The following is a 16906-nucleotide window of genomic DNA, read 5'->3' as shown; positions in this document are numbered from 1 at the left end:
AGCCTACGTCCGGTTACTTGAACCCTCAGGCGTTCGGGGCTTCCCCGCGCAGTCCGCGCACCGGCCGAAGATCGCGAAGTGCTTCATGTCGGTCTCGAAGCCGTACGTCTCGCGCAGCCGCGCGGTCAGCGGCTCGGCGACGGAGACGTCGGCCTCGATGACCGACTCGCAGTCCCGGCAGACCAGGTGCATGTGGTGGTGCCGGTCGGCGAGGTGGTAGGTGGGGGCGCCGTGCCCGAGGTGGGCGTGGCTGACCAGGCCCAGTTCCTCCAGGAGCTCCAGGGTGCGGTAGACCGTGGAGATGTTGACGCCCGAGGCGGTCCTGCGCACCTCGGTCAGGATGTCGTCCGGCGTCGCGTGCTCCAGCGTGTCGACCGCCTCCAGGACAAGCTGCCGCTGCGGCGTCAGCCGGTAGCCGCGCTGCCTCAGGTCGCTCTTCCAGTCCGTGGTGACCACGAGGACAGTCTAGGCAAGGGAAAGGGGGATCACGGAGTCGTGATCCCCCTCGGGGGTCGCGCGGGGCCCGTGGGGCGGCTCAGCGGAAGAAGGCGATGCCGTCGTCCGGGAGGTCCTTGAGGTCCTTCGCCCACTCGCTGGGGTTGACGACCTTCTTCAGGTGCGCCGACATGTAGGGACGCAGCGGCACCTCGGGGGTGGCCTTCTCGCCCACCCACATCAGGTCGCTCTTGACGTAGCCGTACAGGCGCTTGCCGCCGCTGTACGGGGGCGCGTCGCCGAGCCGGGCCACGGCGTCGGTGACCAGGTCGATCTGCGGCTTGCCCTCGGCGAGCTCGCCGTACCAGATCTCGATCACGCCGTCGTCGCGGGTCATGGTGATCTCGACCTTGCGGTCCTTGTCGATCCGCCAGAAGCCCGACTCGCTCTCGAGCGGCTTCACCGGCTTGCCCTCGGCGTCCAGCACCCAGGACTTGGAGGTGTACTCCAGGAACGGCCGTCCGTCGTGGCTGAAGATCACTTCCTGCCCGAAGTTGCACTTCTCGGCGCCGGGGAAGTCGAAGACGCCCGCGCCCTCCCAGGTGCCCAGGAGGAAGGCGAGCGGGACCAGGTCGGGATGCAGGTCGGAGGGGATCTCGATCATGTTCAGCGCTGTCCCTGGTAGAGCTTCTTCACGGCCAGAGCGGAGAACGCGATGACGCCAAGGCAGACCAGGACGAGCAGGGTGTCGAAGAAGAACTCAATGGCGCTCACGAGCGTGCTCCTCGGGCAGGCGCGGACGGTCGGCGGCCGGTGGGCCAGCTACGAGTCTAGTGGTCGGGTGCGGGCGCGGCCGCGTGAGGTCCGCCCCACGCGCCGCGCCCGCACCCGATGCCCCGGTGGTCCTCGTCAGCCGAGCAGTTGTGCCTGCAGCAGCACGGCCTGGTGGAACGGGACGGCCGGCTGGGTCCCGGCCTTGGAGAGCACGACCATGGCCACGACGTCGCCGGACTGGACGTAGCCGTACCGGACGTGCTCGGCGCCGCGCGGCTTGTCCTCGTCGTAGAGGGACAGGTGCAGATCGGAGTCGTCGAGCGACGTCGAATCCCAGTCCGTGTCGTAGTCGGCCGCCGCGGCCTTGGCGAGGGCGCCGTCGTCGATGAGCGCGTCCTTGACGTCGCTCGAGTACCCCCAGGTCGCGAACTGCAGCAGGTAGACCTCCGCGCGGGTGCCGTCGCCCATGGTCCAGGCGCGGGCGGCGATGTGCCGGAGAGTGTTCTGCTCGAGCCTCCCGGTCAGCTTCTTGCGGTCGTCCTCGCGGAAGACCTCCAGGAAGTCGCGGGTCGGCAGCCACCCGGTGGCGCCCGGGAAGGTCTTGTCGACCTTGGCCCCGGCGGGCGCCGGCAGCAGCAGGGTGCGGATGTCCGCGTAGTGCCGGCGGGGCGGGTTGTGGTCCCCGTCCAGCGGCCGGGGCGCCCCGGCCGGCAGCTTGGGCAGCTTCAGGGCGGGGTAGGTCCACCGGCCGTCGTCCGGGGTCCGCAGACCCGGGATCTCGGTCCGCTCGGGCTGCGTGACGGCGTACGCCGCGGCCCCGCCGAGGGCCGCGAACGCCACGACGGCGGCGGTCCACCGCACGGCGGCACGCAGCCCCCTGCGCTCCCGCAGCCGCTTCCGCGGGCGGGGTGCGGCAGGCTCCGCTGAGACGGCCTCGGAGACCACCTCGGCGGGCACGGGCTCCCCCACGGCTTCCGCCGCGGCCACGTCGGATGCGCTCCCGGCGGGCTCCGTCGACGCGGGCTCCGTCGCGGCTTCGGCGACGACGGGCTCGGCGGCCTCCGCAGGCACGACCTGCGCCGCGTCGTCCCCGGAGGGAGCCGACTCGGGGGCGGCCTCCGTGCGGGTCTCCTCCGCCGGGGCGGCGGCCTGCGCCGGGATCTTCACGGCGTCGCTCTGGGTCTGCTCGGTCATGCGGCCTCTCCCGGGTCCTGTACGCGGTCGAGCTGCTGCTTGAACAGATCCGCGGCGTCGTCCTTCTTCAGCGGCGAGGCGCCCGAGACGGACATGCGGATGGTCAGGTCGCCCTCGGTCGCCTCGCAGATCATGGTGTCGAGCTTCGCGCCGGGCTTCTTGGGCGGCAGGACGCAGCGCGCCTTGGCGTGGCCCTCGATCTTCGGCCCGTTCCTGAAGACTCCGAGCGCCTTGGTGAACTCGGTGAAGAACTCGGTGCCGGCGCGCGCCGCGCGCTTGTTCTTCATCTGGACGATCTGCGTCTCGAAGACGGCCTCGCCCGACACCTCGCGGTACGTCCGCAGGCCCACGCCCTGGATGTGCAGCCCCGCCACGGCCTTGTGCAGACGGTCCCGCTGCTTCTTCGGCAGCCCGGCGAGGTCGCCCTCGAAGACGGCCACGGCCTCCTTGCCGGTGAACTCCGCGTCGTTGCCGTACTCGCCGACGTCCGGGCCCGGCATGTACGCATCCGGCACGGGCAGCAGCAGCTTGCCGAGCGCGCCGTAGTGGCTGCCGCCGGACTGGCTGCCGTACTCGCCGGTCTTCTTCGGCTCGGGGGCCTTCCAGGTCCGCGGGCTCGCCTGCTTGCCGTCGTCCTTCTGGTGCTGCAGCACGGCGATGCCGATGCCACCGCCCGCGACGACGGCGACCAGCGCGGCCGCGATGCCCAGGGCGAGGCCACGGCGGCCACGGCGGGGCGTGGGGGCGGCCTCAGGCCCGGTGGTCCCGTCCGCGGGCGGAAGGCCGGCGAGCGGTGCCGGCTGGGCCTCGGGCTCGGCCGACTGGCCCTCGGGCTGGTCCGGCTGCGGCTCGGGCCGGGCCGCCGGGGCCTCGGGGCGGACCTCGGGCTGCGGCTCCGCGGGGACAGGGGTGTTCTCGTCGCTCACAGCCGCTCCCACTGCCGCTCGGCCAGGGACATGATGGTGGACTTCTTGATCGGCCGGTCCGAGTGCACCCAGATGTCCATCATGACCGTGCCCTTGCGGGCCAGGGCGCGCGCCGTGTACATGGGCAGGTAGCCCGCCTTCGTCCAGGGCTTGGAGTACACCCACGCCCTGCCGTCGAAGGCGCCGGGGATGGCCGTCCCCTTGTTGCCCGCGTACTTCTTCCCGGCCATGTAGCCCTGCTGCCCCGCGAGCATCTCGTCGGTGTAGGTGTCCGCCTCGTCGCGGAACTGGATCAGGTGGACCTCGGTGGTGACGGACGTGGCGTAGCCACCGGTCTGCCAGATGGAGACGGCCGCCCTCCGGAAGTCGTTGCTGTTCAGCTCGCTGAACATGTTGCCCGGTTCCTCGTACGTGTCGGCGTAGTCGTACAGCGAGAGCCAGTGGTCGTCGCCGAACGTGCCGTCGAGGTCCTTGGCGCCCTTGGGCTTCTTCACCAGCAGCATGCGCAGGTCGCCGTCGTACGTGGCCAGCGTGTCCTCGGCGGCCGTGAGCGGCTTCGCCGCGGGGGCGGCGCCCTTGGGCTGCACGAGCTTCGGCTGGGCGAGCGGGGGGAGCGGCGTCTCGGGGCGGTCGTACTGGATCTGGTACCCGGCGCCGGCGCCCGCGAGGACGCCGAGGACCGCCGCGCAGGCGATCAGCAGGGTGGTCCGGCCGCGTCTGCGCAGCGGGCGGACGGGGGGCCCGTCCGGAACAGGGGCGTCCTGTTCCGGGACGGGGGTGTCCTGGGACAAAGGGTTCTCCACTGAGGTGTCCGTGGTTGGGTGCGGCCGGCGCGCGGGCCGGTCCGTACGTTCTGGTGTGCGGCTCAGCGGCCGGTCTTCAGGCGCCGGTACTGCTGGTCGAGAAGCCGGGTGAGCAGGGCCTTGCCGGGGGTCTTCGCCCCGGTGACCGAGAGGGTGACGTGCACGTCGCCCTGGTGGGACAGGACGATCACCGAGCCGGTGCTCTCGGCGGAGAAGGACGACAGCCGGTAGGCCTTGGCGGGGCTGCCCGACGAGGGGAGCGTGATCCGCGTGCCCTGGTAGTAGAAGGCGTTGTAGTAGCCGGTGGCGGAGCCGGCGCTCGCGAAGCGGACGAGCTGCGCGGAGACCTCGTACTCGCCGTCGCCGGTGAGGTAGGTCCGCTGGGCCGCCGCCTTGAAGCCGTAGGTGGCCAGGGCCTGCTTCACGTCGGCGGAGTCGGCGACCTCGGAACGGGAGAGCTCGGTGCCCTCCTCGTCGCCGTAGACCTCGGCGTCCGCCGGCGGGACGAGCAGGAAGTAGCGCAGGTCGCCGCGGTGCTTCCCGTCGTCCACGGAGCCCTTGAGGGTGCCGGCGGGCGAGGGCGTCGCCGTCGCGCCGCGGCTCGGGGACGCCGTCGGTGACGGCGTCGCGGGGTCCGCCGTCTCCGGACTCCGGCTGCTCGGCTCGGCCCCGCCCGGCGACGCGGACGCGGACGACGAGGACGAGGAGCCGAACGCCACGACGGCCCCCGCGGTCAATGTCGCGAGCACAACAAGTCCGACGATCGTGGCGATCACGACGCCGGTACGCGAATCGGTACGCGCTTCCACAAGCCCCCCCGGGCAGAAATCCGCGGCCGGCGCGCTGATCGCACCTACGCGGCCAACGCATTATGCCGAGCGCTGGTAAACGCTCCCAGTGTTTTTCCTGTGAGACGGGCCACCTTAAGGTATGACCATGGCGAAGAAGCTCGCGATCAAGGTAACCGCAGGTGCGGACGCTCCCGAACGCTGCTCCCAGGCGTTCACGGTGGCGGCGGTGGCGGTCGCCAGCGGCGTCGAGGTGTCGCTCTGGCTGACCGGGGAGTCCGCGTGGTTCGCGCTGCCGGGACGGGCCGCGGAGTTCGAGCTGCCGCACGCCGCCCCGCTGCCCGAGCTGATCGAGGGGATCCTGGCGGGCGGCCGGATCACGCTGTGCACGCAGTGCGCGGCGCGCCGGGACATCACGGAGAAGGACGTGCTGGACGGAATCCGGATCGCCGGTGCGCAGGTCTTCGTGAGCGAGGCCATGGCCGACGGCACGCAGGCACTCGTCTACTGAGCCGCCGGGCCGGGTGGAGCGCGGCGGGGCGCGCGGGCACGGCTCCCCCGGGCGTCAGCGCTGGTCACGGTGGTCGTCGCGGCGGTCCAGCTCGCGCCACCACTCGTCGGACTTGGGGTCTCCGGTCTCGTCCCACCAGTGTTCGTCCGGGCCCCTGCGGTTCGCCACGACGGCGGCGATCGGCGGGATGACCATGGCCACCACGCACATCCCCACGGCCACCGGCACCGACCACAGGCGCACGAGGCTCCACGCCAGGACGAAGAGCAGCACGCAACTGCCCATCATGGCGTAATACCAGCGACGACGCCGCCTCGTGGACACCCTTCCACGGTACGACCCGAAGGGCCGCACTCCCACTCGGTGGCCCGGTGGGATTGCGGCCCTTCTTCGTACGCGCGGTCGCCGGGTCAGACGGCGATGGCGACCTCGGTGAGGTCACCCTGCTGCGCCACGACGGAACGGTCCACCGTCGCGCCCGGCACGAGGGCGCGCAGCGTCCACGAGCCCGGGGCCGCGAAGAAGCGGAACTGGCCGGTCGCCGAGGTCGGGACCTCGGCCGTGAACTCGCCGCCGCCGTCCAGCAGCCGGACGTAGCCGGTCACCGGCTCGCCGTCGCGGGTCACGGAACCCTGGATGATCGTCTCGGTCGCCACGTCGATGCCGGCCAGGTCCGGGCCGCCGGTCTTCGCTCCACACATGGTGCTGTTCCTCCGGGTCGGGGGTCTGGGGGGCTTACTTGGCGGCGCCGAGCTCGATCGGCACGCCGACGAGGGAGCCGTACTCGGTCCAGGAACCGTCGTAGTTCTTGACGTTGGGCTGGCCGAGCAGCTCGTGCAGCACGAACCAGGTGTGCGCGGAGCGCTCGCCGATGCGGCAGTAGGCGATGGTGTCCTTGGTCAGGTCCACGCCCTCGCCCTCGTACAGCTCCTTGAGCTCGTCGTCCGACTTGAAGGTGCCGTCGTCGTTGGCCGACTTCGACCACGGGATGTTGCGGGCGGTCGGAATGTGGCCGGGGCGCTGCGACTGCTCCTGCGGCAGGTGCGCCGGAGCGAGCAGCTTGCCGGAGAACTCGTCGGGCGAGCGGACGTCGACGAGGTTGAGGCTGCCGATGGCGGCGACCGCGTCGTCGCGGAAGGCGCGGATCGAGGCGTCCTGGGCCTGGGCCGTGTACTGCGTGGCCGGGCGGACGGGCACCTCGGAGCCGTCGACCAGGTCGCGGGAGTCCAGCTCCCACTTCTTGCGGCCGCCGTCGAGGAGCTTGACGTCCTGGTGGCCGTAGAGCTTGAAGTACCAGTAGGCGTAGGACGCGAACCAGTTGTTGTTGCCGCCGTAGAGCACGACGGTGTCGTCGTTGGCGATGCCCTTCTCCGACAGCAGCTTCTCGAAGCCGGCCTGGTCGACGAAGTCACGGCGCACCGGGTCCTGGAGGTCGGTCTTCCAGTCGATCCGGACAGCGTTCTTGATGTGGTTCTTGTCGTACGCCGACGTGTCCTCGTCGACCTCGACGATGACCACCTTCGGGTCGTCGATCCGGGCCTGGACCCAGTCGGCGTCCACCAGGACGTCACTGCGGCTCATTGCTGTTCTCCTCCGGGGCAGTTGCGGATGTCTCGGCGCACGGACGGGTGCGCACAGGTGCCGGGCTGCGCTGCACGGGCGCGTCGCGGCTTTTGCGCGGGGAAGGGCGGGGCCGCGTGCGGCGCCGGAAGACGGCGCGGGGGCCCCTACGGGATGCGACAGAGCATGGCGGCGACACGGCACAGGTCGACTGCCCGCCGCTTCGTGAGATCCGCCTGTCGCTTCATGGGCTCGATCGTAGGGAAGGGGACCGGCCGGTGTCACCGGCGGTCCGTATCCCGAGATAAGATTGTCCGTACTACGAGATGAACATCAGGTGCCGGGCCCTGCGCGGCCGCCCCGCCCCCGCCTGGCGCCGCCCCGACTGCGGAGCGGACACCCTCGTCTCACTGGGCGAGAACGACCTTCTTGCCCGTCGCCGCGATGCTGATGCCGTCGGCGTTCACGCTCACCGACGTGAGCTCGATGCCCTCCGGCAGGCCCGACAGCTCGCGGGTGAAGTCGATCCGCTCGCGGACCAGCTCCTCCACGACCGGGGGCAGCGAGTCCAGGTCCGGTATCTTGCCCGCGCTCAGCTTGATGCTGTCCTTGCCGGCCAGGCTGATCCCGCTCACCACGCTGCGCTTGATCGAGCCGACCGGGGTGGAGACCTCGACCCCCACCTTGATCTGGCCCTTGCCGTCCGCCGAGGTGCCCCCGTAACCGATGGTCACGCCGCTCGGGGCGGCCTTGGCGAGGTCCTCGTAGCTGACGAGGGCGGTGCCCTCGGCGGTGTCGGCGACCGCGCTGCTGAAGCCGCTGCCCAGGTCCACCCCGTGCAGGTCGGCCTGGAAGCGGGTGACGCGCAGCGACTGCCCGCCGGTGCCGGCGGCCTGCACGCCGTCCGCCGTCACCGCGACGTCGTCCAGCTTCTTGGCCAGCACCTGCGTGAGGAACGGGAAGCCCTTGATGTCGATCCCCGGCGGGGAGGTCAGCCCCAGCGTGGTCTTCGCCCGGTCCGCCGCCTCGGACTCCGCAAAGTGCACGGCGATCCGGTCCGCCGCGACGAACAGGCCGCCGAGGAGCACGACGAGGACGAGCAGGACCTTCAGAGCACGCATGAGACAACCCCCGAGTCGGTGTTCGGACCGACCCTAGTCGGTGTGTCAGCCCAGCAGGGCCCGGGCCATGACGTAGACGCCCGGCGCCGCGGCGGTCAGCGGCAGCGCCACACCCGCCGTGAAGTGGACGAACCGGGACGGGAAGTCGTAGCTGGCCACCCGCAGGCCGATCAGCGCGCACACCCCGGCGACCAGCGCGACCAGGGCCGCGTCGGAGGTCTCCAGCTGCCCGAGGGCGATGCCGCTGCCGGTGGCGGCGGCGAGCGCCACAGCCACGGAGACGACGCCCGGCAGCGGGATCGCCCGGGCGAGCGTCGCGACGGCGACCGCGATCACCGCGGTCACCACGGCGTCGGTGCCCCGCGGGTCCGCCGTGGTCGCCAGGAACCCGGTGGCCAGGATCGTGATGAGCGTCGAGGCGGTGGTCGCGGTCAGCGAGGAGAGCCGCTCCTCGGGACTGCCGCGGTGGCGCAGCTGCAGGACGAGAACGAGCAGCAGCCAGACGCCGAGGGTGCCCACGATCACGGCCGGGGCGTTGTCCGCCCCGTCGATCAGCACCGCGGCCTCGGCGGTGACGCCCGCCAGGAAGGCCAGCACGATGCCCTGCCTCGCCGGCCACATGCCGTTCAGCCGGAACCAGCCGGCCGCGGTGACCGCCTGCAGCACCACGCCCGCGGCGGCGAGCGCGGGGCGGCCCAGCAGCGCCCCGCCGGCCAGCAGCAGCGCCAGGGCGGCCGTGACGAGGGCGGGCTGCATGCCGGGGGCGATGATCGGCGAGCCGGTGCGGGACGCCTGCCGGCGCCGGGCGGCGCGGCCGCCGTCCGGGGGCGGCTGCGGGGCGCCCCCGACGGGCGGGAGGACGGCGGTGGCGTCGTGCGCGGGCATCGCGCCCGCGCCGCGGTCGTACCAGTCGTGGTTGTCGGTCACGTGCTCATCCTCCCGCGAACGGCGGGAGCACCTCGACGGTGCCGCCGTCGGCCAGCCGCACCCCGGTGTGGTCCCGGGTGCCGACGGGGTTCCCGTCGACCAGGAACGAACAGTTCGCCAGTACGCGGGCGAACTCGGGGCGCGACGCGTGGCGCTGGCGCGCCGCGTCCAGCGCCTCGGCGAGGGTGCCCTCCCGGTACGGCTCCTCCGCGGCGCCGGCGGCGGCCTTGGCCGCGGCCCAGTACCGGATGGTTCCGTGTGCCGCCATAGCGGTCCTTCCGTTCGCCCGTGCGGGTCCTGCCGCCGTCCATGATGGCGCAGCGACGGCGCCGCGAGGTGGCCGGGCCCGGTGTGCGGGCCGCGGGGTCAGCCGGGCGTGCCGGCGGGGCGGACCCGTTCGGCCGCCCACACCGCGATGCGGCGCAGGAGGTCGGGCGCCGCGGCGTTCTCGGCGTGGCCGAATCCGGGCTCGATCCACAGCTCCGCTGCGGCGCCCGCGGCGTCGGCGAGGGAGAGCGGGTGGTCGAGCGGGAAGTAGCCGTCCCGGTCGCCGTGCACGATGAGCAGCGGGGTGGGCGCGATGGACCGCACCGCCTCGACCGGGGGCACGGGCACGGGGTCCCAGTCCTTGCCGTGGATGCGCGTGTGCAGCAGCCCCCGGGAGACCAGGCGTCCCGCGGGGCGGGTGATGGCCCAGTGGACCCGGCGCATCGGCGCCGTACCCCGGTAGTACCAGCGCGCGGGCGCACTCACCGAGACCACGGCGTCGACGTGCGCCCCGTCGTGCGCCGGTTTGCGCCCCGCATGCCTCAGGACGACGGAACCGCCCATGGAGAAGCCCACCGAGGCCACCGCGGGGTGTCCCAGCCGTCGTGCCCAGCGCACCGCGGCGTCCAGGTCCCAGACCTCGCGGTCGCCGACCGTGGAGCGCCCGCCCGAGCGGCCGTGCCCCCGGAAGGAGAAGGTCACCACACCGCCGACGCCGTCCACCCGCGCGAAGATCTCCGCCGCGCGGCGCACGGCCGGCCGTTCCAGGGCGCCGGTGAAGCCGTGCGCGACCACGATCGCGAGCCCTCCGGGCGTCGCTCCGGGCAGGTACGCGGCGTCGATCGGCACCCGGTCCTCGGCCGTCAGCACCGCTCGCAACCCACCGGAAATGATCGACGGGACACACGACCGCGCAACCGCGGACTCACTTACCGACTCCATGTGGGCTATTCTCTTGGGTCAAGAGGATCCGGGCAGCGTCGCCCCCGGGTCCTTTCGTGCTTTCCGGGCGACCGGAGCGCACACGTCGGCGGACGCACACGTCCTCGCAGGGACCGAGGAGGGTCGCAATGGGCAAGCGGAACACGCATGACCGGACGATGAACGACGGGAGCGGCCGGTGAGCTCTCTCCTCCTCCTGACCAACGCACTCCAGCCGTCGACCGAGGTGCTCCCCGCGCTCGGACTGCTGCTGCACAACGTACGGGTGGCCCCGGCCGAGGGCCCCGCGCTGGTGGACACCCCCGGCGCCGACGTGATCCTCATCGACGGCCGCCGCGACCTGCCGCAGGTCCGCTCGCTGTGCCAGCTGCTGCGCTCCACCGGACCCGGCTGCCCGCTGGTCCTGGTGGTCACCGAGGGCGGCCTGGCGGCCGTCACCGCGGACTGGGGCATCGACGACGTCCTGCTGGACACCGCGGGGCCGGCCGAGGTCGAGGCGCGGCTGCGGCTGGCGATGGGCCGGCAGCAGATCAGCGTCGACGACAGCCCGATGGAGATCCGCAACGGGGACCTGTCGGTCGACGAGGCCACGTACAGCGCGAAGCTCAAGGGCCGGGTCCTGGACCTGACCTTCAAGGAGTTCGAGCTGCTCAAGTACCTCGCGCAGCACCCGGGCCGGGTCTTCACCCGCGCCCAGCTCCTGCAGGAGGTCTGGGGCTACGACTACTTCGGCGGCACGCGCACCGTGGACGTGCACGTACGGCGGCTGCGCGCCAAGCTCGGTCCCGAGCACGAGTCCCTGATCGGCACCGTCCGCAACGTCGGCTACCGCTTCGTCACCCCGGAGAAGGGCGAGCGGACGGCGGAGGAGCCGGCGCCGTCGCAGACCGAGGAGGCACCCGGGCAGGGGACGGCCGCCACCGCCTCCCGGAACGGCTGATCACGCGGTGGTCACGCCTGTGGACAGACGGTGGGACGCGCGGGTGTACCCGCGTAGACTCGGCCCGTGGCAAAGGTGACGCGTGACGATGTGGCAAGGCTTGCGGGAACCTCGACCGCAGTCGTCAGCTACGTCATCAACAACGGACCCCGGCCGGTCGCACCGGCCACCCGCGAGCGTGTCCTCGCGGCGATCAAACAACTGGGCTACCGCCCCGACCGGGTGGCCCAGGCGATGGCGAGCCGTCGCACGGACCTGATAGGCCTGATCGTGCCGGACGCCCGGCAGCCGTTCTTCGCGGAGATGGCGCACGCCGTCGAGAGGGCGGCCGCCGAGCGCGGCAAGATGGTGCTGGTCGGCAACTCGGACTACCTCGACGAGCGCGAGGTGCACTACCTGCGTGCCTTCCTCGGCATGCGGGTCTCCGGGCTGATCCTCATCAGCCAGGGCCTCAGCGAGCACGCGGCGACGGAGATCGACGCCTGGGACGCGCGGGTCGTGCTGATGCACCGGCGGCCCGAGGCGATCGACGACGTCGCGGTCGTGACGGACGACGTCGGCGGCGCCCAGCTCGCCACCCGGCACCTGCTGGAGCACGGGCACGCGTACGTGGCCTGCCTCGGCGGCACGGAGGTCACCCCGAAGCACGGCGACCCCGTCACGGACCACATCGAGGGCTGGCGCCGCGCCATGCAGGAGGCCGGGCTCCCCGTCGACGGCCATCTGTACTCGTCCCCGTACAACCGCTACGACGCCTACGAGGTCGGCCTGGAACTGCTCTCCCGGCCCGACCGGCCGACCGCCATCGTGTGCGCCACCGACGACCAGGCCATCGGCCTGCTGCGGGCGGCCCGCGAACTGCGGATCGACGTGCCCGGCGAGCTGGCCGTGGCCGGCTTCGACGACGTCAAGGAGGCGGGGCTGACCGACCCGCCGCTGACGACGGTGGCCTCGGACCGCGAGGCGATGGCCCGTGCGGCGGTGGACCTGGTGCTGGACGACGGGCTGCGGGTCTCCGGCTCGCGGCGGGAGCGGCTGCGGCAGTTCCCGTCCCGGCTGGTCGTGCGGCGCAGCTGCGGCTGCCACTGACCGTTCCGCCGGTCGCGGCGGGCCCCGCCCGCCGCGACCGGCGACCTGTCTACGGACCGTGTAAGCCTAGGCCCTGACCTGGCACTTCGTTCTTTATATCGGGCATACGGAACTCTGCCCCGGTTCTCAGGTCACGCTCAGGAAGCTCTCATGTTCGGCGAGCACAGTCATAGGCATGAACGAGAGCACCCGTCACGACGACGCCTACGACCCGCAGCAGCCGCAGCAGTCCCCCGGCGCCGGCGGGTACCCGTCCCGGCCGCCGTACGAGCCGCACGTCCCGCACGTCCCCTACGGACACCCGGCGCCCTACGCCTCGCAGCCCCAGCCCCAGCCCCAGCCGCAGCCCACGCCGATGCCGGCGCCCGCGACCGGGATCCCCAAGCAACGCAGGCGACGCCCCGTGGCCCTGGTCGCCTCCGTGGCGCTGGTGTCCGCGCTGATCGGCGGCGGGACGGCCGCCCTGGTGGGGCGGGCGACCACTTCGCCGTCCGTGGCGGGCACCACGACCAAGGTGATCGGCACCAGCAGTTCGGGCAGCACCGGCGTCGCGGCCGTGGCCGCCGCCGTCAGCCCGAGCATCGTGGAGATCAGCGCGACGTCCGGCGCCGGGGAGTCGACCGGTTCCGGCGTGGTCGTCACCGGTGACGGCGAGATCGTCACCAACAACCACGTCGTCTCCGGAGCGGACTCGGTCAAGGTCACCTTCAGCTCCGGCAAGACGGTCACCGCAGCCGTCGTCGGCACCGACGGCGGCAAGGACCTCGCGCTGGTGAAGGCCGAGGGCGTGAGCGGCCTGCCGGTCGCGTCGCTGGGCGACTCCAGCCGGGTCTCGGTCGGCGACCAGGTCGTCGCCATCGGCTCCCCCGAGGGCCTGACGGGCACGGTCACCAGCGGCATCGTCTCCGCGCTCGACCGCGACGTGACCATCTCCACCGGCCGGGGCCAGGGACAGCGACCCGGCGGCGGCACCGGCCGGTGGCCGTTCGAGTTCGGCGGCGGCCAGTACAACGGCGACGTCGGCTCGTCCACGACCACGTACAAGGCGATCCAGACCGACGCCTCGCTCAACCCCGGGAACTCCGGTGGCGCGCTGATCAACATGAACGGCGAGATCATCGGCATCAACTCGGCCATGTACTCCGCCGCTTCCTCCTCCTCCGGCCAGGCCGGCAGCGTCGGCCTCGGCTTCGCCATCCCCGTGAACACCCTCAAGGCAGACCTCGACACCCTGCGCAACGGCGGCGGCGACAGCTGACCGCACCGCACCGAAGGGACGTGGGCACCATGAACGTCTTCCTGAGCACCTCCCTCCACCCCGCCGGAGTCCCGTCCGGCCCCTCCGACCGCGCGCTGATCCCCTACCGGGAGCCGGCCGCCCGCGAGCCGGAGATCGCGACCACCCGCCGGTACGCACGCCGCTACGCCCGCCGGGCGATTGCGGCCCACCGCCTCGCCGCCGTGCGAGGCTAAGAACCGGAGCACCCCACCGCACCCCCGGCGGCACCCACCGCCCCCGACCCTCATCCCGCGAGGTGGAAGACCATTGAGCCCCGGCGAGAACGGCGAGGCCCCCGCCCGCATCCTGATCGTGGACGACGAGCCCGCGGTCCGTGAAGCACTCCGGCGCAGCCTCGCCTTCGAGGGATACGAGACCGAGCTGGCGGAGGACGGCCTGGCCGCCTTGGACCAGGTCGCCTCCTACCGGCCCGACGCGATCGTCCTCGACGTCCTCATGCCGCGCATGGACGGCCTCACCACCGCCCGCAGGCTCCGGTCCGGCGGCACCACCACACCGATCCTCATGCTCACCGCCCGCGACACGGTGGGCGACCGGGTCACCGGTCTCGACGCGGGCGCCGACGACTACCTCGTCAAGCCCTTCGAGCTGGACGAACTGCTGGCCCGGCTGCGGGCGCTGCTGCGGCGCAGCGCGTACGCGACGGTGCCGGGCGGCGACCACGGCGAGGAGAGCGTGCTGTCCTTCGGGGACCTGCGGATGGACACCTCGACCCGCGAGGTCACCCGGGCCGGCGTGCCGGTCGAGCTGACCCGCACCGAGTACACCCTGCTGGAGATGTTCCTCGCGCACCCGCGCCAGGTGCTCACCCGGGAGCAGATCCTCAAGGCGGTCTGGGGCTTCGACTTCGAGCCGAGCTCCAACTCCCTGGACGTGTACGTCATGTACCTGCGGCGCAAGACCGAGTCCGGCAGCCTGCCCCGCCTGGTCCACACCGTGCGGGGCGTCGGCTACGTGCTGCGCTCCGCGGAGGGCAAGGGCTGATGCCGCGCATCCCGCGCTTCCGTTCCCTGCCGCTGCGGTCCCGGCTGGCGATCCTCACCGCGGCCGCCGTGGCGGCCGCCGTGGCCGCGTGTGCGCTGGCCTGCTGGTTCATCGTGCAGAAGCAGCTGATGGACCAGCTGGACGAATCGCTGCGCGCGCCGGGCAACGCGGCCCCCGCCGCCCGGAGCGTGCTCGTGGACTACGGATGCCTGAGCAAGCCCCAGAAGGACACGTCCGACGGGGCGCTCGCCTTCAACCCCAACCACTCGTCCGTGCTGCTCGTCACCGAGGACGGCACGGGGTGCTGGGTGCTCGGCGACGAGATGCTCCCGGTGAGCGAGGCCGACCTGGCCGTGGTCCGGGGTGACGCGTCGGAGTCCCTGCAGACCGTGACCACGAAGGACGGCACGGAGATGCGGGTGCTGACGCGGCGCGCCCAGATCGAGTACTCCCGCCATCAGACCGAGCGGGCCGCGATCTCGGTCGGCCGCCCGCTCAGCGAGGTGACCGGGCCGCTGAACACCCTGGCCGTGATCCTGCTGGCCGTCAGCGGGATAGGGGTGGTCGGCGCCAGCGTCGCCGGACTCGGGGTGGCCCGTGCGGGGCTGAAGCCGGTGGACCGGCTCACCGACACCGTGGAGCACGTCGCCCGCACCGAGGACCTGAGCGTCCGCATCCCCGTCGAGGGCCGCGACGAGATCGCCCGGCTGTCGGCCTCCTTCAACTCCATGACGGCCGCGCTGTCCTCCTCCCGCGAGCTGCAGCAGCAGCTGATCGCGGATGCCGGTCATGAACTGCGCACCCCGCTCACCTCCCTGCGCACCAACATCGAACTGCTGGAACGCAGCGAGCTGACCGGCCGGGAACTGCCCCCGGAGGACCGCCGGGAACTGATGCTGTCGGTGAAGGCCCAGATGAGCGAACTGGCCACGCTCATCGGCGATCTGCAGGAGCTGTCCCGTCCGGACGCGGCGCCCGGCGGCTCGCCCTCGCAGACCGTGGCGTTCCACGAGGTCGTGGAGGCGGCGCTGGAGCGGGCCCGGCGCCGTACCGGTCCCGACCTGAAGATCACCACCGAGCTGGCCCCCTGGTACCTGCGGGCCGAACCGTCCGCCCTGGAACGGGCGGTGATCAACCTCCTGGACAACGCCGTGAAGTTCAGCCCGCCGGCCGGCACGATCGAGGTCGACCTGCACGGCGGCGAGCTCACGGTCAGGGACCACGGCCCGGGCATCCCACCGGAGGACCTGCCGCACGTGTTCGAGCGCTTCTGGCGTTCGGCCTCCGCCCGCAGCCTGCCCGGCTCGGGCCTCGGCCTGTCGATCGTGGCCCGTACGGTGCAGCAGCTCGGCGGCACCATCGCCCTGCACCCCGCGCAGGGCGGCGGCACCGTGGCGGTCGTACGGCTGCCCGGGGCGCAGACCCCGCCGCCAGCGGCACCGGAGACGCCCGGGACACCGGAGACGCCCGGGGCTCCCGGGACACCCGAGATGCCCGGGACACCCGAGACCGTCTGAGACCGTCGGCACGCCGGGTGGCCCGCCCGTCCGGGCCGGCTACCCGGCGTGCCAGCGCTGTGCGTCGCCGTCGCCGGCGGAGGCGAAGGAGAGGGTGGAGCCGGGGGTCGAGCCGTCCGGCCGCATCGCGGTGCCGAGGTCGATCTGCGGGTGGATCCGGCCCAGCGAGTCCACCAGGAACTGCAGGTTCCGCGCGTTCCTGCCCTCAACCGACGAGCAGGCCCAGATGCCGAGGCCGCGGTCGGTGTCACCGCGTGAGTCCAGGCAGAAAGAGGAGTCCGCGCCGTTGACCAGCAGGCCGCGGGAGTCCACCCGCCACTGCTGGGAGGCCGAGCCGGAGTCGCAGCCCGCGACGATGACGTCGTCGCCCTTGTCGAACTCCTCGTCCCGTACGTCCAGGCAGAGGCCGGACGCGTCGTTGACGATCTGGGCGTAACTGCCGCCCGGCACCCTCCGCGGCGGGCCCGCGCTCGGCGTGCGCGTCGCCGGGACCTGTCGGGTGGCCCCGGCGCCGGGCCGCGTGGGCGACCGGGTCGCGGAGGCGCTCGGGGTCCCCGCGGGGCTCGGGGTGAGGGTCTGCGTGGCGGTGGCGGTGGCGGTCGTGGTGATCGTGACCGAGCCCGTGGGCGGCTGGGGCAGTGCCCTGTCGCTGCCGGTCGGCGCGGGGTCGTCGCCCGTCGCGTACACCAGGCCGGTGACCGCCAGGCTGCCGGCGGCGACCAGCACCAGGGAGACCAGGGGCGAGGGGTGGCGGGCGCGCAGGTTCAGCAGCCGCTCCAGCGGTCCGGGCCGCCGGCGCCGGCGGGACGTCGGGGGCGGAGCCGGCGC

At 72.6% G+C, this 16906-nt stretch carries 22 protein-coding genes; 7 read left to right on the top strand and 15 right to left on the bottom strand.

Annotated features, from left to right (window positions below; genetic code table 11):
* Nucleotides 1-3 precede the first annotated feature (3 nt).
* The 6 genes from PV350_RS19385 to PV350_RS19360 form a co-directional block, all read right to left on the bottom strand.
* The gene (locus PV350_RS19385; protein WP_499513135.1) at nt 4-456 is read right to left on the bottom strand and encodes a Fur family transcriptional regulator; all 453 of its coding nucleotides are present in this window, start codon (nt 454-456) and stop codon (nt 4-6) included.
* A gap of 79 nt (nt 457-535) precedes the next feature.
* A complete protein-coding gene (locus tag PV350_RS19380) occupies nt 536-1099 on the bottom strand; it encodes a heme-binding beta-barrel domain-containing protein (protein ID WP_499513134.1) in 564 nt (187 codons plus the stop codon).
* 245 nt (nt 1100-1344) lie between these two features.
* Nucleotides 1345-2403, bottom strand: coding sequence for a hypothetical protein (locus PV350_RS19375; protein ID WP_500335062.1), 1059 nt, complete (start codon nt 2401-2403; stop codon nt 1345-1347).
* Nucleotides 2400-3329 (bottom strand): hypothetical protein, encoded by a 930-nt coding sequence (locus PV350_RS19370; RefSeq protein ID WP_500335060.1) that lies wholly within the window; start codon nt 3327-3329, stop codon nt 2400-2402. The genes PV350_RS19375 and PV350_RS19370 overlap by 4 nt, the downstream gene beginning before the upstream one ends.
* Nucleotides 3326-4120 (bottom strand): hypothetical protein, encoded by a 795-nt coding sequence (locus PV350_RS19365; RefSeq protein WP_500335058.1) that lies wholly within the window; start codon nt 4118-4120, stop codon nt 3326-3328. Before PV350_RS19365 ends, PV350_RS19370 begins: the two co-directional genes overlap by 4 nt.
* 74 nt (nt 4121-4194) lie before the next feature.
* Nucleotides 4195-4908 (bottom strand): hypothetical protein, encoded by a 714-nt coding sequence (locus PV350_RS19360; protein ID WP_500335056.1) that lies wholly within the window; start codon nt 4906-4908, stop codon nt 4195-4197.
* A gap of 160 nt (nt 4909-5068) precedes the next feature.
* Between PV350_RS19360 and PV350_RS19355 the strand changes: the two genes are divergently transcribed.
* Nucleotides 5069-5431 (top strand): DsrE family protein, encoded by a 363-nt coding sequence (locus PV350_RS19355; RefSeq protein WP_500335054.1) that lies wholly within the window; start codon nt 5069-5071, stop codon nt 5429-5431.
* A 54-nt stretch (nt 5432-5485) separates the two neighbouring features.
* On the opposite strand, the gene PV350_RS19350 is transcribed toward PV350_RS19355, so the two are convergent.
* From PV350_RS19350 to PV350_RS19315, 8 genes are all read right to left on the bottom strand, one after another.
* Nucleotides 5486-5719 carry a hypothetical protein gene (locus tag PV350_RS19350; protein WP_499516897.1) on the bottom strand — a complete coding sequence of 78 codons (234 nt, stop codon included), beginning with the start codon at nt 5717-5719 and terminating at the stop codon, nt 5486-5488.
* 122 nt (nt 5720-5841) lie between these two features.
* Nucleotides 5842-6132, bottom strand: coding sequence for a DUF1416 domain-containing protein (locus tag PV350_RS19345; RefSeq protein WP_499513128.1), 291 nt, complete (start codon nt 6130-6132; stop codon nt 5842-5844).
* Nucleotides 6133-6166: 34 nt separating this feature from the next.
* Complete coding sequence (locus PV350_RS19340; RefSeq protein ID WP_499513127.1) at nt 6167-7012, bottom strand: sulfurtransferase; 846 nt, start codon at nt 7010-7012, stop codon at nt 6167-6169.
* Between the two features lie 146 nt (nt 7013-7158).
* On the bottom strand, nt 7159-7239 hold the full coding sequence (locus tag PV350_RS19335; RefSeq protein ID WP_360910367.1) for a putative leader peptide: 81 nt from the start codon (nt 7237-7239) through the stop codon (nt 7159-7161).
* A gap of 159 nt (nt 7240-7398) precedes the next feature.
* Nucleotides 7399-8112: an LmeA family phospholipid-binding protein gene (locus tag PV350_RS19330; RefSeq protein ID WP_499513126.1), complete on the bottom strand. Its 714-nt coding sequence runs from the start codon at nt 8110-8112 to the stop codon at nt 7399-7401.
* A 45-nt stretch (nt 8113-8157) separates the two neighbouring features.
* A complete protein-coding gene (locus tag PV350_RS19325) occupies nt 8158-9039 on the bottom strand; it encodes a hypothetical protein (protein WP_499513125.1) in 882 nt (293 codons plus the stop codon).
* Between the two features lie 4 nt (nt 9040-9043).
* Nucleotides 9044-9307, bottom strand: a complete 264-nt coding sequence (locus tag PV350_RS19320) for a MoaD/ThiS family protein (RefSeq protein WP_499513124.1) — start codon at nt 9305-9307, stop codon at nt 9044-9046.
* A gap of 98 nt (nt 9308-9405) precedes the next feature.
* Complete coding sequence (locus PV350_RS19315; RefSeq protein WP_499513123.1) at nt 9406-10248, bottom strand: alpha/beta hydrolase; 843 nt, start codon at nt 10246-10248, stop codon at nt 9406-9408.
* Nucleotides 10249-10426: 178 nt separating this feature from the next.
* Here PV350_RS19315 and PV350_RS19310 point away from each other — a divergent pair, with 178 nt between their 5' ends.
* The 6 genes from PV350_RS19310 to PV350_RS19285 all read left to right on the top strand — a co-directional run bounded on the left by PV350_RS19310 (nt 10427) and on the right by PV350_RS19285 (nt 16078).
* The gene (locus tag PV350_RS19310) at nt 10427-11188 is read left to right on the top strand and encodes a response regulator transcription factor (RefSeq protein ID WP_500335050.1); all 762 of its coding nucleotides are present in this window, start codon (nt 10427-10429) and stop codon (nt 11186-11188) included.
* A gap of 66 nt (nt 11189-11254) precedes the next feature.
* Complete coding sequence (locus tag PV350_RS19305) at nt 11255-12277, top strand: LacI family DNA-binding transcriptional regulator (RefSeq protein WP_499513121.1); 1023 nt, start codon at nt 11255-11257, stop codon at nt 12275-12277.
* 175 nt (nt 12278-12452) lie between these two features.
* On the top strand, nt 12453-13535 hold the full coding sequence (locus PV350_RS19300) for a S1C family serine protease (RefSeq protein ID WP_499513120.1): 1083 nt from the start codon (nt 12453-12455) through the stop codon (nt 13533-13535).
* Nucleotides 13536-13564: 29 nt separating this feature from the next.
* Nucleotides 13565-13750: a hypothetical protein gene (locus PV350_RS19295; protein ID WP_499513119.1), complete on the top strand. Its 186-nt coding sequence runs from the start codon at nt 13565-13567 to the stop codon at nt 13748-13750.
* Between the two features lie 73 nt (nt 13751-13823).
* Complete coding sequence (locus tag PV350_RS19290; RefSeq protein WP_499513118.1) at nt 13824-14561, top strand: response regulator transcription factor; 738 nt, start codon at nt 13824-13826, stop codon at nt 14559-14561.
* Nucleotides 14561-16078 (top strand): sensor histidine kinase, encoded by a 1518-nt coding sequence (locus tag PV350_RS19285; RefSeq protein WP_500335048.1) that lies wholly within the window; start codon nt 14561-14563, stop codon nt 16076-16078. The genes PV350_RS19290 and PV350_RS19285 overlap by 1 nt, the downstream gene beginning before the upstream one ends.
* A 39-nt stretch (nt 16079-16117) precedes the next feature.
* Here PV350_RS19285 and PV350_RS19280 read toward each other — a convergent pair.
* A partial coding sequence (locus PV350_RS19280; protein ID WP_500335047.1) for an RICIN domain-containing protein occupies nt 16118-16906 on the bottom strand: 789 nt, incomplete at its 5' end.

This window comes from Streptomyces sp. PA03-6a, assembly GCF_033792765.1.
Lineage (GTDB): Bacteria > Actinomycetota > Actinomycetes > Streptomycetales > Streptomycetaceae > Actinacidiphila.
This window is presented reverse-complemented; position numbering and strand designations above follow the sequence as displayed.

What these genes read in the sequence shown, in the direction of transcription:
- PV350_RS19380 (WP_499513134.1), bottom strand. Translation starts at nt 1,099, where the DNA reads ATGATCGAGATCCCCTCCGACCTGCATCCCGACCTGGTCCCGCTCGCC.
- PV350_RS19375 (WP_500335062.1), bottom strand. Translation starts at nt 2,403, where the DNA reads ATGACCGAGCAGACCCAGAGCGACGCCGTGAAGATCCCGGCGCAGGCC.
- PV350_RS19355 (WP_500335054.1), top strand. Translation starts at nt 5,069, where the DNA reads ATGGCGAAGAAGCTCGCGATCAAGGTAACCGCAGGTGCGGACGCTCCC.
- PV350_RS19350 (WP_499516897.1), bottom strand. Translation starts at nt 5,719, where the DNA reads ATGATGGGCAGTTGCGTGCTGCTCTTCGTCCTGGCGTGGAGCCTCGTG.
- PV350_RS19345 (WP_499513128.1), bottom strand. Translation starts at nt 6,132, where the DNA reads ATGTGTGGAGCGAAGACCGGCGGCCCGGACCTGGCCGGCATCGACGTG.
- PV350_RS19340 (WP_499513127.1), bottom strand. Translation starts at nt 7,012, where the DNA reads ATGAGCCGCAGTGACGTCCTGGTGGACGCCGACTGGGTCCAGGCCCGG.
- PV350_RS19335 (WP_360910367.1), bottom strand. Translation starts at nt 7,239, where the DNA reads ATGAAGCGACAGGCGGATCTCACGAAGCGGCGGGCAGTCGACCTGTGC.
- PV350_RS19330 (WP_499513126.1), bottom strand. Translation starts at nt 8,112, where the DNA reads ATGCGTGCTCTGAAGGTCCTGCTCGTCCTCGTCGTGCTCCTCGGCGGC.
- PV350_RS19320 (WP_499513124.1), bottom strand. Translation starts at nt 9,307, where the DNA reads ATGGCGGCACACGGAACCATCCGGTACTGGGCCGCGGCCAAGGCCGCC.
- PV350_RS19315 (WP_499513123.1), bottom strand. Translation starts at nt 10,248, where the DNA reads ATGGAGTCGGTAAGTGAGTCCGCGGTTGCGCGGTCGTGTGTCCCGTCG.
- PV350_RS19300 (WP_499513120.1), top strand. Translation starts at nt 12,453, where the DNA reads ATGAACGAGAGCACCCGTCACGACGACGCCTACGACCCGCAGCAGCCG.
- PV350_RS19295 (WP_499513119.1), top strand. Translation starts at nt 13,565, where the DNA reads ATGAACGTCTTCCTGAGCACCTCCCTCCACCCCGCCGGAGTCCCGTCC.
- PV350_RS19285 (WP_500335048.1), top strand. Translation starts at nt 14,561, where the DNA reads ATGCCGCGCATCCCGCGCTTCCGTTCCCTGCCGCTGCGGTCCCGGCTG.